Origin of the sequence: Actinomadura kijaniata (assembly GCF_014138665.1) — a bacterium.
Lineage (GTDB): Bacteria > Actinomycetota > Actinomycetes > Streptosporangiales > Streptosporangiaceae > Spirillospora > Spirillospora kijaniata.
On the sequence record NZ_JACJIA010000014.1, the window covers coordinates 129,085 to 142,043 of the forward strand.

Sequence of the window (12,959 nt, forward strand, 5' to 3'; positions counted from 1 at the left end):
GACGCGGGCGGCGGCCTCTCCCCGTCCGGGTCAGCGGTCGGTCGCGGGCGCCGGCTCGACCCGGGCGTTGCGGCGGACGTCGCTCCAGGCGCTGTCGGCGCAGATCCCGCAGTCCTTGCCGTAGAAGACCCCTCTGGCCCGCGCGTCGTCCATCAGGTGGTAGCGGAACCACGCGGTGGTCACCCCGCGGAAGCCGCCGCCGTCGCCGGTGGGGGTGAAGTGGGTGGCGCCGGCGCGTTCGGCGTAGACCGCCGGAACGTGGCCGCTGGCGTCGTAGAAGCCGCGCACCAGCGACGGCGGGACGATGGAGTCGTTCTGCCCGGCCAGGTAGAGGACCGGGCCGTGCAGGGAGGAGGCGCCGGCCAGCGGGCCCGGCTGGATCGGCACGGTCGTGTCGACGCGGTCGTCGGCGGAGGCGTTGATCGCGCCTGCGCCGCCCTGCGAGTGGCCCGTCGCGCCCACGCGGTCCAGGTCGACCTTGCCGCGGAAGGGGCCGTCCGCGGCGTTCAGCGTGGTGAGCCGGTCGATGCCCGCGCGCATCTCCCGGCCCGAGTTGGAGGCGGGGGTGTTGGCGGCGGCGACGACGAAGCCGTGGCCGGCCCAGTGCCGGAGCAGCCCGTCGTACACGCCCGGGGTGGCCCCGGTGCCGTTGCCCCAGATGATGACGGGGTGCCGCCGCCCGCTCGACGCGATGTCGCCCGGGTAGTAGAGCGTCGTGACCAGGCCGGGCCGGACCGCGACGGGGTGGGGCCCGGGGGAGTTCCACCGGTCCGCGGCGTGAACGGCGGCGGGAGCGGTCCGGGCGTCGGCGGTCGCGGGGGAGCAGAGCAGCGCCGCGACGAGCGTCGCGGCGAGGGGCAGGGAGCGGCGCATGGGACATCCTCGGCTTCGTGAGAGGGACGAGGTCCTGGGTGGAAGCACAATCTGCCACGCGCCGGAAGCGCTGTCCCTGCGCATTCGGGGCAATGTCCGCGTGAGAACATTGGGCGATGTTCCGATTCGCGCAGCGCATGCTGGCCCGGCTGCCCGAGCTGTCGCGCGCGGCGGTCGAGCGGTGCGCCGCGGAGGTCCCGTTCTACCGGAACCTCCCCCGCGAATCGCTGGACGGCGAGGTGAGCGGGGCGTTCACCGCGTCGATCCGGCTGGTCGCCACGACGCTGCGGGAGGACCGCGCGCCCGACGCGGCCGAGCTGACCGAGGTCATCGACTGGTCGGCGCGGCGCGCGGCCGACGGGCTGCCGCTGGACGCCGCGCTGTCGGCGTACCTGGCCGGTTCGCTGGCCTGCTGGGAACGGCTCGCCGCCGACGCCACCGCCGACGAGCTGCGCCGGTACGGCGCCCACGCCCTGCGCTATCTGGCCGCGGTCCTGCCCGCCGTGGCGCTGGCCCACCTGCACGAGCAGCAGCAGCTCGAAGGCCAGCGCCGCGACATGCGCCACACCCTGATCTCCGCGCTGCTGGCCGGGGAACCGGCCGATGAGCTGGCCAAACAGTCCGGAGTGTCCCTCGCCCCCGCCTACCTGGTGCTGCTGCTCGCCCTGGAGCCCGGACCGTCCGATCCGCGCCGGACCGTCCGTCGCGTCCAGGCGGCCCTCGACGCCCACCAGCAGGCCGACGTGCTGGCCTCGCTCACCGCCGACGGCGGCACGGTCCTGCTGCCCGCCCCGCCCGCCGGCCCGGAGGGCCTGCCCGAGTTGCTGGCGCGCATCGCCGACGCGACCGCACGCCCGGTCACCGCCGCCGTCGCGACCGCGCCGGAACGGTCGGCCGTTCCCGGCGCGCTGGAGGAGGCCAGAGCGGTGGCCGACCTGGTCGGCCGCCTGGACCGGCCGCCCGGCCTCTATCGCCTGGACGACGTCCTGCTCGAATACCAGTTGGCCCGCCCCGGACGGGCCCTCGCCGGGCTCGCCGCCAAGCTGGACCCCCTGGACGCCCGCCCCGACCTGCTGACGACCGTCGAGGCGTTCGTCCGGCACGGCCACAACCGCAGCCGCGCCTCGGCGGAGCTGAGCATCCACCGCAACACCCTCGACTACCGCCTGGCCAGGATCGCCAAGCTGACCGGCCTGGACCTGGCCAGTCCCGAAGGGCTGCGCCTCCTCGACGCCGCCGTCACCGCCCGCGCCCTCGGCTGACGCCGCGGCTCCCGGTCACCGCGGCGGCTCGGCGCGCGGGGGAACGCCGGCGAACGACAGGACGGCGGCGACGGCGGCGACCGAGGCCAGGGCCAGGAACAGGGCGGGATGGCCGCCGAGGGCCGTGGCCAGCGCCGCGCCGCCGAAGGGCGCCAGGGCCCCGGCGATGGTGGCGGGCGCGGCGAGGACACCGGACAGGGCGCCGTAGTGGGCGGGACCCCAGCGGTCGGTGACGGCGGTGGCCTGGAGCAGCGTCGCGATGCCCCGGCCGGCACCGGCGAGCACGGCGATCGCGATGAGGGCGGCCGCCGGGCCCGGGACGGCCGCCAGCGCGGCCGTCGTCGCGGCCGAGACCGCCAGCACGCCCGCGGTGCGCGTGCGCACGCTGGTGCGGCGGGCGAGGAAGCCGTGTCCCAGACGTCCGGCGACCTGGCCGACGCCGCCCAGACCCAGCGCCCAGGCGGCGAGGGTGGGGCTGGCGCCCCGGTGGATGAGCAGCGGGATGAGGTTGGTCAGAACGGCGTACATCGCGAAGGCCGACAGGGCGAGGGCGACGCCCAGCAGCACGAAGGGACGGCTGCGGGTGATGGCGCGCACCTGACGATGCTCGGCCTCACCGGCCGCGTCGTGCCCGGCGGTGCGGTCGGCGGCGGGCCAGGGGCGGCGCAGGACGATGGCGTGCAGGGGGATGGTGACCAGCGCCAGCACGGCGGCGAGGACCAGGTAGGTGTGGCGCCAGGTCAGCCGGTCGGCCAGGGCGTCGGTGAGGGGCGCGAACACGGTGCTGGCCAGGCCCGCGACCAGGGTGAGGGTGGTCAGGGCGGCCAGGCGGCCGGGGCCGTGGTAGCGGGTGAGGGCGGCGAAGGCGGGCTGGTAGAGGACGGCCGCCATGGCGACGCCCGCCAGGGCCCAGGCGGCGGCGAACCAGGCCGGGCCGGGCGCGAGGGCGATCGCCGCGACGGCGGCGGTGGCCAGCACGGAGCCGCCGGTCATCAGCAGGTGGGGACCGCGACGGTCCAGCAGGCGGCCGACGGGGACGCCGACCACGGCGGAGAGGACCAGGGCGGCGGAGAACGCGGCGGTGATGGCGGGCGCGGACCAGCCGGTGTCGGCGGTGATCGTGGGGGCCAGCACGGGGAAGGCGTAGTAGAGGACGCCCCAGCTGGTGATCTCGGTGACGCACAGGGTGGTGAGCACGCCGCGCGGGCGGTCGCCGGTCCCGGCGGCGGGGCGGTCCGCCGCCGGGAGGGCGGGGGGAGTGCCGCTCACGGGTCAGGAGTCACCGCGTTCGGCGTCGCCGGAGTGGCCGTGGACGCGGCCGGTGGCGAACCCCACCCCGGCGGGCGCGCCGACGCCGAGGGCGACCGGCTCGGGCGACGACCCGCAGCAGGAGGCCGCCTCGACCGGTTCGGCGACGCCGCTCGGGGCGGCGTCGGTGCCGCAGGAGGTGCCGCAGCCGCCGTCCGCCTCACCGGCGGCGGTGTTCCCGGCCCGGTCCTCGGTGACCAGGTCGGTGGAGCACACGCCGGTCTCGGGCAGGTCGAGCCGGACGGTGTCGGCGGCCTCGCGGTTCCCGGCCAGGGCGGCGACGACGGAGCGGACCTGCTCGTAGCCGGTGGCCATCAGGAAGGTGGGGGCGCGGCCGTAGCTCTTCATGCCGACCAGGTAGAGGCCGGGTTCGGGGTGGGCCAGGTCGCGTTCGCCGTGCGGGGGCACGGTGCCGCAGGAGTGGAAGTTGGGGTCGATCAGCGGGGCGAGCCTGACCGGGGCCTCGGTGGCGGGGTCCAGTTCGACGCGGACCTCGCGCAGCATGTCCAGGTCGGGACGGAACCCGGTGGCGGCCACCACGGTGTCGGCGGTCAGGACGCGCTCGCCCTCGGGCGTGGTGCCGGTGACGGCGACCGGACCGCCGTCCGGGCCGCCGGGGGCGTCGAGGCGGGTGATGGTGAAGGAACGCACCAGTTCGATCGCGCCGCTCTGGACGGCCGCCTTGAGGCGGGTGCCCAGCGCGCCGCGCGCCGGGAGGCCGTCGGCGTCGCCGCCGCCGTACAGCCGCGCCACCGAGGAGCCGCGCACGGCCCAGGTGATGCGGGTGCCGGGCTCGGTCCGGGCGAGTTCGGCCAGGGCGAGCAGGGTGTTGGCGGCCGAGTGGCCCATGCCGACGACCAGGGTGTGGCGCCCGGCGAACCGGGAGCGGTCGCGGCCCAGCACGTCCGGCAGCGGTCCGGTGATGTGGGCGGCGGCCTCGCGCTCACCGACGGCGGGCAGTCCGGAATGCCCCAGCGGGTTGGGGCGGCCCCAGGTCCCCGAGGCGTCGATGACCGCGCGGGCGGTGATGTCCTGCACGCGGCCGTCCGCGTACCGGACGCGCACCAGCAGGGGACGGGACTCGCGGCCGATGGTGCGGGTGACGTCCACGCCCTGGCGGGTGACGGCCAGCACGCGGGCACCGGTGCGGATCCGGTCGGCCAACTGCGGGACGCGCGACAGCGGCAGCAGGTAGTCGCGGACCAGTTCGGCGCCGGTGGGCAGGTGGTCGGGGGCGGGCGCGGTCCAGCCGGTGGCCTCCAGCAGGCGGCGGGCGGCGGCGTCGGTGTCGTAGCGCCAGGGGGAGAACAGCCGCACGTGCCCCCACCCGGCGATGGCCGCTCCGGCCTGCGGCCCGGCCTCCAGGACCTGGAAGTCCAGGCCGCGTTCGGCCAGGTGCGCGGCGGCGGCCAGCCCGGTCGGCCCGGCTCCGATCACCACGACGGGCAGCCCGTCGTCCCGCCGGTCGGCGACGCAGCCGCATCCGGCGTCGGTCTTGGCCTCGATGACGGTGCGGGTGGGGTCCGTCGACCGCTCGGCGTCGGTGCAGCAGGCGTTCACCCCGCAGCAGCCGCCATCGGCGGCCTGGGGCGCGGCGGGGTCCTGTGGCTCGGTGGTGCTCATGGTCTCTCCTCGCGGTTGAGGTGGCGAACGGTTCGGAGGGGCGGGAGCCGGAGACGGGCGCGGCAGGCGGGCGATCCGGGTCGGCGAGGCGTTTCCCTCACCGACCTCACTGCTTTGAAGTTTGTCTAATCAGGGTCGAGTTTGCATCTCTGGATAGATGGATGTCAAATTAGAAGCATGTCGAAGTTGCTGGAGATCGAAGACGTCACCGCCGGCGGCGCGGCCTGCTGCGCGCCGCTGAGCGGCCCGACGCTCGGCGAGGCGGAGGCGGCCGAACTGGCGAGGGTGTTCAAGGCGCTGTCGGACCCGGTCCGGCTGCGGCTGCTGAACCTGATCGCCTCCAGCGAGGGCGGGGAGGCGTGCGTCTGCGATCTGACCGGTCCGTTCGAGCTGACCGCCCCGACCATCTCCCACCACCTGAAGGTGCTGCGCCAGGCCGGGCTGATCGACGGCGAACGGCGCGGGACCTGGGTCTACTACCGGGTCGTGCCCGAGAGGCTGACCCGCCTGTCGGGGTTGTTCGCCCTGCCCGCGTTCACGTCCTGAACCGTCCGGGGCGCCCCACGTCGATGGCGTGCGGTGGCCGTCACCGGGCGCGAGCCCGCCCGAGCAGCCGGGTCAGCACGTGGCGGGCGTCGGCGCCGACTCCGCGCAGCGTGGCCGAGGCGAACGAGCGCTGCCACTCCAGTCCCACGTAACCCAGCCCCGGATGGACGGTGGAGACCCCGCCGCGATGCAGCGGCCGCCCGGCGTCGTCCAGCGCGCCCAGGCCGCCGAGGTAGTCCACGCCGGGCCGGTACCCGGTGGCCAGCAGTACCACGTCCACCCGCTCGCGCGTTCCGTCGGACCACACGACGTGGTCCCCGTCGAGGCGGGTGAACATGGGGCGGCGGTCGGGGGCGCCGGTGGCGATCCGGGCCCGGTAGGCGCCGGTGTCGAACACCGGGGTGCCCTTGCCGCCGGTGAGCAGCGGCCGCGCCCATCCGGCCGAGTCCAGCCCCGTCCAGGCCAGCCACAGGTGCATGTCCCGGCCCAGCACCTTCTGCGCCACGAAGCGCAACGGACGCCGGGTGGCCAGGGTGACGCGGGCGACGGCGGCCAGCTCGACGCCGATCTGCACCGCCGAGTTCCCGCCGCCCACGATCACCACCCGCCGCCCCTCGAAGCCCTTCGGGGAGCGGTACCCGGCCGAGTGCAGGACCCGTCCGGTGAAGGTCGCCAGTCCCGGCGGCCGGGGGTGGTGCGGACGCGTGAAGGCGCCGGTCGCCGCCACGACCATCGGCGCGGCGAACCTCTCCCCGCCGGTGGTGAGGACGTCGAGGCCGCCGGGACCGGCGGTGACCCGCTCGACGCGCCGGCCGGTGCGGATGTCGGCGTCCAGCCGGGAGGCGTAGTCGCCCAGGTAGGTCACGACCTCGTCCCGGGCGGGGTAGCCGTCGGGATCGCCGGGGAACGGGAGGCCCGGCAGGGCGCTGCGGCGGGCCGGTGAGAACAGGGTCAGGCTGTCGTAGTAGTGCGGCCAGGACCCGGCGGGCCGGTCGGCGGCCTCCAGCACCAGCGGTTCCAGGCCCAGCGTGCGGGCGACGTGGGCGGCGGCCAGACCGGCCTGCCCGCCGCCCACGACGATCACGGAGGAGGGGGCGTCTGAGGACATGCCCACCAACATATTGTCATTTTATTATATGTCAATATGTTGATGGGCGGCGTAGGGTGGGAACGCGGACCCGGGGGAGGCGATGGTGACGGGAGGCCGGGGCATGGCCGAGGCGACGCGCCCGTCCGAGGAGACGACCGCCCGGCTGGGGGACGGGGCGCGGGAGTTCCTCAGGGCGCTGGCCAGTGAGCAACGCCAGAGGACGCTGGAGCTGTTCGCCGGCGGCGTCGAGCTGACCGTGGGCACCGTCGCCGGACGGCTGGGCATCTCCCAGCCCGCCGCCTCCCAGCAACTGGCCCTGCTGCGCCGCGGCGGCCTGCTGACCTCCCGCAAGGACGGCAAGCAGGTCCACTACCGCATCGACGCCACCGCCGTGGAGCGTTCCCTCACCGAACTCCAGGACTACCTGCGGACCTGCTGCCCGCCCGAGGGCTCCTGCTGACGTTCTGAGGGCGAACGTAGGGTGGTGGTGACGGCTGCGAAGGAGGTCCGCCCGCCCATGACCGAGCGCAAACCCATCGGTGTCAGCTTCGAGACCTGGATCGACAGGCAGATCCGTGAGGCGACCGAACGCGGCGAGTTCGACGACCTGCCCGGGGCGGGCAAGCCGATCCCCGGGGCCGGCCGGCCGCTGGAGGAGATGTGGTGGATCAAGCAGAAGCTGCGCAGTGAGAACCTGACCTACGTCCCCCCGTCGCTCGCCCTGCGCAAGGAGGCCGAGCGGGCGCGGGAGGAGGCGGCGCGGGCCCGTTCCGAGGACGAGGTCCGGGCGATCCTGGACCAGGTCAACAAGAAGATCGTGGAGGCCATCAGGACGCCGCCGCCCGGCCCTCCGCTCGCCCTGGTGCCCTTCAACGTCGAGCGCGCCGTCGAGGAGTGGCGCCGCTCGCGCCCCGAGCCCCCCGGCGGGCCCGAGCCGCGCGCCGAGCAGGCCGCCCCGCGGCCGGGCGGGTCACGGACCCGGTCGCCGTCGAACTGGTGGAAACGCCGGGCGAAGGGCTCCGCCTGAGCCGGTCGTTGGCCGCCGGTCAGTGGCTGCCGGCCAGCTCGCCCGACAGGGCGCCGTGCATGCGGGCGCTGGCCTCGTTGAGGCCGATGATCTCGACGGTCTTGCCGCGCTGGGCGTACCTGGTGGTGACGGCGTCCAGGGCGGCGACGCTGGAGGCGTCCCAGACGTGGGCGGCCGACAGGTCGATCACCACCTGGTCGGGGTCGCCGGTGTAGTCGAACCGGTACACCAGGTCGTTGCTGGAGGCGAAGAACAGCTCGCCGGTGACGCGGTAGACGACCTGGGCGCCGTCGGGGTCGGTGACGGCGGTGACCTCGGCCAGGTGCGCCACGCGCCGGGCGAAGACGACCATGGCGGTGACCGAGCCGACGACCACGCCGACTGCCAGGTTGTCGGTGGCGATCACGACCGCGACGGTGACGGCCATGACCATGGTCTCGCCCGGCGGCATGCGCTTGAGGGTGGCGGGGGCGACCGAGTGCCAGTCGAAGGTGCCCACCGACACCAGCACCATGACGGCGACCAGGGCGGCCATGGGGATGTCGGAGACCAGCGGGCCGAAGACGATGCACAGCACCATCAGGAAGGCTCCGGCCAGGAAGGTGGAGATGCGGGTGCGGGCGCCCGACACCTTCACGTTGATCATGGTCTGGCCGATCATCGCGCAGCCGCCCATGCCGCCGAAGAACCCGGTGACGATGTTGGCGACGCCCTGGCCGATCGACTCGCGGGTCTTGTTCGAGCGGGTGTCGGTGATGTCGTCGACCAGCTTGGCGGTCATCAGCGACTCCATCAGCCCCACCAGCGCCAGCGCCAGCGCGTAAGGCGCGATGGTGGTCAGGGTGCCGAGGGTGAACGGCACGTCCGGCAGGCCCGGCACCGGCAGCGACGAGGGCAGGGCGCCCTTGTCGCCGACGGTGGGGACGGCGATCCCGGCGGCGACGGTGATGGCGGTCAGGATGACGATCGACACCAGCGGCGCTGGAACGACCCTGGTGACCCTGGGGAACAGCACCATCAGGGTGAGACCGGCGGCGACCAGCGGGTAGACCGGCCAGGGCACGTCGACCAGTTCGGGGACCTGGGCCATGAAGATCAGGATGGCCAGGGCGTTGACGAACCCGACCATCACGCTGCGCGGCACGAACCGCATCAGCCGGGCCACGCCGAGCGCGCCCAGCGCGACCTGGAAGAGGCCGCCGAGGATGACGGCGGCGACCAGGTGGCCCAGGCCGTGTTCGCGGGCCAGGGGCGCCACCACCAGGGCGACCGCGCCGGTGGCGGCCGAGATCATGGCGGGGCGGCCGCCGACGATCGCGATGGTGACGGCCATGGTGAACGAGGCGAACAGCCCGATGCCGGGATCCACCCCGGCGATGATCGAGAACGAGATCGCCTCGGGGATCAGCGCCAGCGCCACCACCAGCCCGGCCAGCGCCTCGGTGCGCAGCAGCCTGGGAGTGACCGGGATCCCCGACGTCACGTAACGCGTCAGGACGGCAGGCAGGGACAAGTCTCTCCAGACATCGGTTCGTGCGCGCCCGGCGGGCGGGTGGCGGTGAGGGGGATGACGGTCGGGTGCGGGCCGGAGGCGCGCACCACGGCGTGCGCGCGTCAGGCGGTGCCGGGCGGGCCGGGGGACGCGGTCGGCCGGTGCGCCACCCGGAGAGCCCCGAGCCCGCGCCTGGCCGGGCGTTCCACCGAGGGATCGGCGGGGCCGTACGGCCGTGGATCACTCACCCGAGATCTCCAGCCTAACGTGACGGGGGAGGTGTGGAGACGGAGAGCGACCACCGTCACGCGGGCCGAGCCGTCACACGGGCCGAGCCGTCACCGCGGGACGGTCGTCAGCTCACTGATCAGCTTCTCGACGCGCCGGCGGATCTCGTCGCGGATCGGGCGCACGGCGTCCAGGCCCTGTCCGGCGGGATCGTCGAGGGTCCAGTCCAGGTAGCGCTTGCCGGGGAAGACCGGGCAGGTGTCGCCGCAGCCCATCGTGATGACCACGTCGGACGCCCGGACGGCGTCGACGGTGAGGATCTTGGGTGTCTCGGCGGAGATGTCGACGCCCTCCTCGGCCATGGCCTCCACCACCGCCGGGTTGACGGTGTCGGCGGGGGCCGATCCGGCCGAGCGGACCTCCACGGCGTCGCCGGCCAGGTGGGACAGGTAGGCGGCGGCCATCTGGGAGCGACCGGCGTTGTGGACGCACACGAACAGCACGCTGGGCTTCTCGGGCACGGGTTCTTCCCTTCCGGAGGATGCTCGTGGCGGAGGCGCCGGCCGCGGTACGCGACGCCCCGGCCCGGAGAGCGGGTGGTGGCGGTCGGCGGGGAGTCCGTCATGCGACACGGACGCCACCGCCTTTCCTGACCCGTTCCCTCACCGTAGGGCTTTGGCCTGCGGGTTCATCGGCTGCTAACGTATCAGCCCATGGTGATGTCAGTCGAGAATGATGTGATCCGACTGCTGGCCGATCCGCTGCGCGCCCGCATCGTGGAGCTGCTGGCCCGCGAGGCGCTGTGCGTGTGCCACCTGGTGGAGGAGACCGGCGCCAAGCAGACCAACATCTCCAACCACCTGCGCGCGCTGCGCGAGGCCGGGCTGGTGGAGACCGAGCCGTGCGGCCGTTTCGTCTACTACCGGCTGCGTCCCGAACCCCTGGAGCGGCTCGCCGCCCACTACGCCGAGCTGGCGGACGCGGTCCGCCGGACCTACACCCGAGACACCCGAAGGGCCTGCCCGTGACGCAGACCAGCCAGCCTGTCACCGGCGCCCCGCCCGCGGCCCCCGACCCGGTCGCCAGGCTGTCGACGCTGGACCGGTTCCTGCCGGTCTGGATCCTCGCGGCGATGATGCTCGGCCTGCTGCTGGGCCGCACCGTCCCCGGCCTGGACGACGTGCTGTCCAAGGTCGAGATCGGCGGTGTCTCCCTGCCGATCGGCCTGGGCCTGCTGGTCATGATGTACCCGGTGCTGGCCAAGGTCCGCTACGACCGCCTGGACACCGTCACCGGCGACCGCCGGTTGATGCTGTCGTCGCTGCTGCTGAACTGGATCGCCGGCCCGGCCGTGATGTTCGCCCTGGCCTGGCTCCTCCTGCCGGACCTGCCCGAGTACCGCACCGGCCTGATCATCGTGGGCCTGGCCCGCTGCATCGCGATGGTCATCATCTGGAACGACCTGGCCTGCGGCGACCGCGAGGCCGCCGCCGTGCTGGTGGCGCTCAACTCCCTCTTCCAGGTCGTCGCCTTCGGCGCGCTGGGCTGGTTCTACCTGGACCTCCTGCCCGGCTGGCTGGGCCTGGCCACCGGCGGCGTCGACTTCTCCGCCGGAGAGATCGTCGTCAACGTGCTGGTGTTCCTCGGCGTCCCGCTGCTGGCCGGATACCTGACCCGCCGCACCGGTGAGAAGGCCCGGGGCCGCGACTGGTACGAGTCCCGCCTCCTGCCCAGGCTCGGCCCGGTGGCGCTGTACGGGCTGCTGTTCACCATCGTCGTCCTGTTCGCCCTGCAGGGGAAGACGATCACCTCCCAGCCCGCCGACGTCGCCCGCATCGCGCTGCCGCTGCTGGTGTACTTCGCCGCCATGTGGGGCGGCTCGTTCGCGCTGGGCCGCGCCGTCGGCCTGCCCTACGACCGCACCGCCACCCTGGCGTTCACCGCCGCCGGCAACAACTTCGAACTCGCCATCGCCGTGGCCATCGCCACCTTCGGCGTCACGTCCGGTCAGGCCCTGGCCGGGGTCGTCGGCCCGCTCATCGAGGTCCCCGTCCTGGTGGCGCTGGTGTACGTGTCGCTGTGGCTGCGCCGCCGCATGTTCCCCACGGCACCCGGGCCACGGGCCGCTCGGCGCCGTCGAGGAGCCTCGATCACGTCGAAGACACCCGGTTCCAGGTCATAGGGGGCGATTATTCGATCTTGAAGAGTAGGGTCGGATCCGTCTGTCCCGGTCGCCGGCCGGACGGCGGCCCTGATCGGAGTTGAGCATGGCGGATTCTTCCCCGGTGACCTCACCGTTCGTCGAGGCCGCGCCGAGCGCGCGGCACGCCGCGTTCGCCGAGCTGGCGGCGGCCGGACCCGTGCGGCGGGTCACGTTGTTCACCGGTGTCCCGGTCTGGCTGATCACCGGTTACGCGGAGGCGCGGGAAGCGCTCGCCCATCCCGACGTCATCAAGGGCAAGGGCGGCGACGGCCCGCACCGCGACGCCGTCCCGGCCGACCTCGCCGCGGCGATGGACCAGCACCTGCTGGGCGCCGACCCGCCCGACCACACGCGGCTGCGCCGGCTGGTGTCCAGCGCGTTCACCCGGCGGCGGATCGACGGGCTGGAGCCGGGCATCCGGCGCGTCGTCGACCGCCTGCTGGACGACGTCGCGGCCGCGGGGGAGCACGGCGCGCCGGTCGACCTGCTGGCCGCCTTCGGCCTCCCCCTCCCGCTCACCGTGATCAGCGAGCTGCTCGGCGTGCCGGAGGAGCGCCGGCGCGACTTCCAGGAGTGGACGACGGTGGCCATCAACGGCTCGGTCCATCCCGCCGAGACCTTCGTCGCCGCCGCGACCTCGTTGATCGAGTACATCCGGGAGCTGGTCGGGCACAAGCGCGCCGACCCGGCCGACGATCTCATCTCGGGGCTGGTCGCGGCGCGCGCGGACGGCGACCGGCTGTCGGAGGACGAGCTGACCTCGATGGTCTTCCTGCTGCTCGTCGCCGGTTACGAGACCACGGCCCACCTGATCTGCGGCGGCCTGCAGGCACTGCTGACCCATCCCGACCAGCTCGACCTGCTGCGCGGCGACCCCGAACGGTGGCCCGCGGCCATCGAGGAACTGCTCCGTTTCAACGGCCCGGCGCAGGTGAGCATCCCCTACCGGACCGCGGCCCCGGTGCGGATCGGCGACGTCACCATCCCCGCCGGAGAGGTCGTGCTGCCCGCGCTGCTGGCCGCCGACCGCGATCCGCGGCGGTTCCCCGACCCGGAACGCCTCGACATCACCCGGCCCTCGCCATCGCACCTGGCCTTCGGCCACGGCATCCACCACTGCCTCGGCGCGCCGCTGGCCCGGCTGGAGGCCAGGATCGCGCTCGGCGCCCTCGTCGACCGTTTCCCCGAGCTGCGCCTGGCCGTCCCGCCGGAGGAGCTCACCGTGCAGGCGAGCATGCTCATCAACGGCCTGACCACCCTGCCCGTCACCGTGGCCTGACGGACCATCCGGTCGGGCCCGCACCGGT

At 74.1% G+C, this 12,959-nt stretch carries 13 protein-coding genes; 7 read left to right on the forward strand and 6 right to left on the reverse strand.

What is annotated here, in order from left to right:
* Positions 1-30 precede the first annotated feature (30 nt).
* Positions 31-873 carry an alpha/beta hydrolase family protein gene (locus HNR61_RS38345; RefSeq protein WP_182848052.1) on the reverse strand — a complete coding sequence of 281 codons (843 nt, stop codon included), beginning with the start codon at positions 871-873 and terminating at the stop codon, positions 31-33.
* 116 nt (positions 874-989) lie between these two features.
* On the opposite strand from HNR61_RS38345, the gene HNR61_RS38350 reads away from it, so the two are divergent.
* Positions 990-2,135: a PucR family transcriptional regulator gene (locus tag HNR61_RS38350; RefSeq protein WP_182848053.1), complete on the forward strand. Its 1,146-nt coding sequence runs from the start codon at positions 990-992 to the stop codon at positions 2,133-2,135.
* A gap of 15 nt (positions 2,136-2,150) precedes the next feature.
* Here the strand turns inward: HNR61_RS38350 and HNR61_RS38355 are convergent, their stop codons facing one another.
* Together HNR61_RS38355 and HNR61_RS38360 are read right to left on the reverse strand one after the other, a co-directional pair.
* The gene (locus HNR61_RS38355; protein ID WP_182848054.1) at positions 2,151-3,404 is read right to left on the reverse strand and encodes an MFS transporter; all 1,254 of its coding nucleotides are present in this window, start codon (positions 3,402-3,404) and stop codon (positions 2,151-2,153) included.
* A gap of 3 nt (positions 3,405-3,407) precedes the next feature.
* Positions 3,408-5,066, reverse strand: a complete 1,659-nt coding sequence (locus HNR61_RS38360; RefSeq protein ID WP_182848055.1) for an FAD-dependent oxidoreductase — start codon at positions 5,064-5,066, stop codon at positions 3,408-3,410.
* Positions 5,067-5,243: 177 nt separating this feature from the next.
* Between HNR61_RS38360 and HNR61_RS38365 the strand changes: the two genes are divergently transcribed.
* A complete protein-coding gene (locus HNR61_RS38365; protein ID WP_182848056.1) occupies positions 5,244-5,612 on the forward strand; it encodes an ArsR/SmtB family transcription factor in 369 nt (122 codons plus the stop codon).
* Between the two features lie 40 nt (positions 5,613-5,652).
* Here the strand turns inward: HNR61_RS38365 and HNR61_RS38370 are convergent, their stop codons facing one another.
* Positions 5,653-6,720 (reverse strand): flavin-containing monooxygenase, encoded by a 1,068-nt coding sequence (locus HNR61_RS38370; RefSeq protein WP_182848057.1) that lies wholly within the window; start codon positions 6,718-6,720, stop codon positions 5,653-5,655.
* 103 nt (positions 6,721-6,823) lie between these two features.
* Here HNR61_RS38370 and HNR61_RS38375 point away from each other — a divergent pair, with 103 nt between their 5' ends.
* Together HNR61_RS38375 and HNR61_RS38380 are read left to right on the forward strand one after the other, a co-directional pair.
* Positions 6,824-7,162 (forward strand): ArsR/SmtB family transcription factor, encoded by a 339-nt coding sequence (locus HNR61_RS38375; RefSeq protein ID WP_182848058.1) that lies wholly within the window; start codon positions 6,824-6,826, stop codon positions 7,160-7,162.
* A gap of 57 nt (positions 7,163-7,219) precedes the next feature.
* Positions 7,220-7,729: a DnaJ family domain-containing protein gene (locus HNR61_RS38380; RefSeq protein WP_182848059.1), complete on the forward strand. Its 510-nt coding sequence runs from the start codon at positions 7,220-7,222 to the stop codon at positions 7,727-7,729.
* A 19-nt stretch (positions 7,730-7,748) separates the two neighbouring features.
* On the opposite strand, the gene HNR61_RS38385 is transcribed toward HNR61_RS38380, so the two are convergent.
* Together HNR61_RS38385 and HNR61_RS38390 are read right to left on the reverse strand one after the other, a co-directional pair.
* Positions 7,749-9,242 (reverse strand): SulP family inorganic anion transporter, encoded by a 1,494-nt coding sequence (locus tag HNR61_RS38385; protein ID WP_182848060.1) that lies wholly within the window; start codon positions 9,240-9,242, stop codon positions 7,749-7,751.
* Positions 9,243-9,559: 317 nt separating this feature from the next.
* Positions 9,560-9,970 carry an arsenate reductase ArsC gene (locus HNR61_RS38390; RefSeq protein WP_182848061.1) on the reverse strand — a complete coding sequence of 137 codons (411 nt, stop codon included), beginning with the start codon at positions 9,968-9,970 and terminating at the stop codon, positions 9,560-9,562.
* A 192-nt stretch (positions 9,971-10,162) separates the two neighbouring features.
* Here HNR61_RS38390 and HNR61_RS38395 point away from each other — a divergent pair, with 192 nt between their 5' ends.
* The 3 genes from HNR61_RS38395 to HNR61_RS38405 all read left to right on the forward strand — a co-directional run bounded on the left by HNR61_RS38395 (position 10,163) and on the right by HNR61_RS38405 (position 12,931).
* The gene (locus tag HNR61_RS38395) at positions 10,163-10,477 is read left to right on the forward strand and encodes an ArsR/SmtB family transcription factor (RefSeq protein WP_182848062.1); all 315 of its coding nucleotides are present in this window, start codon (positions 10,163-10,165) and stop codon (positions 10,475-10,477) included.
* Entirely contained in the window at positions 10,474-11,631 is a 1,158-nt protein-coding gene (gene arsB / locus HNR61_RS38400) for an ACR3 family arsenite efflux transporter (protein WP_182848063.1), read from the forward strand. Before HNR61_RS38395 ends, arsB begins: the two co-directional genes overlap by 4 nt.
* A gap of 103 nt (positions 11,632-11,734) precedes the next feature.
* A complete protein-coding gene (locus tag HNR61_RS38405) occupies positions 11,735-12,931 on the forward strand; it encodes a cytochrome P450 family protein (RefSeq protein ID WP_220510308.1) in 1,197 nt (398 codons plus the stop codon).
* Positions 12,932-12,959: the final 28 nt, after the last annotated feature.

Excerpts from the sequence above, each read along its gene's own strand:
- HNR61_RS38370 (WP_182848057.1), bottom strand. The coding sequence starts at position 6,720 with ATGTCCTCAGACGCCCCCTCCTCCGTGATCGTCGTGGGCGGCGGGCAG.
- HNR61_RS38375 (WP_182848058.1), top strand. The coding sequence starts at position 6,824 with ATGGCCGAGGCGACGCGCCCGTCCGAGGAGACGACCGCCCGGCTGGGG.
- HNR61_RS38345 (WP_182848052.1), bottom strand. The coding sequence starts at position 873 with ATGCGCCGCTCCCTGCCCCTCGCCGCGACGCTCGTCGCGGCGCTGCTC.
- HNR61_RS38360 (WP_182848055.1), bottom strand. The coding sequence starts at position 5,066 with ATGAGCACCACCGAGCCACAGGACCCCGCCGCGCCCCAGGCCGCCGAT.
- HNR61_RS38365 (WP_182848056.1), top strand. The coding sequence starts at position 5,244 with ATGTCGAAGTTGCTGGAGATCGAAGACGTCACCGCCGGCGGCGCGGCC.
- HNR61_RS38395 (WP_182848062.1), top strand. The coding sequence starts at position 10,163 with ATGGTGATGTCAGTCGAGAATGATGTGATCCGACTGCTGGCCGATCCG.
- HNR61_RS38380 (WP_182848059.1), top strand. The coding sequence starts at position 7,220 with ATGACCGAGCGCAAACCCATCGGTGTCAGCTTCGAGACCTGGATCGAC.
- HNR61_RS38350 (WP_182848053.1), top strand. The coding sequence starts at position 990 with ATGTTCCGATTCGCGCAGCGCATGCTGGCCCGGCTGCCCGAGCTGTCG.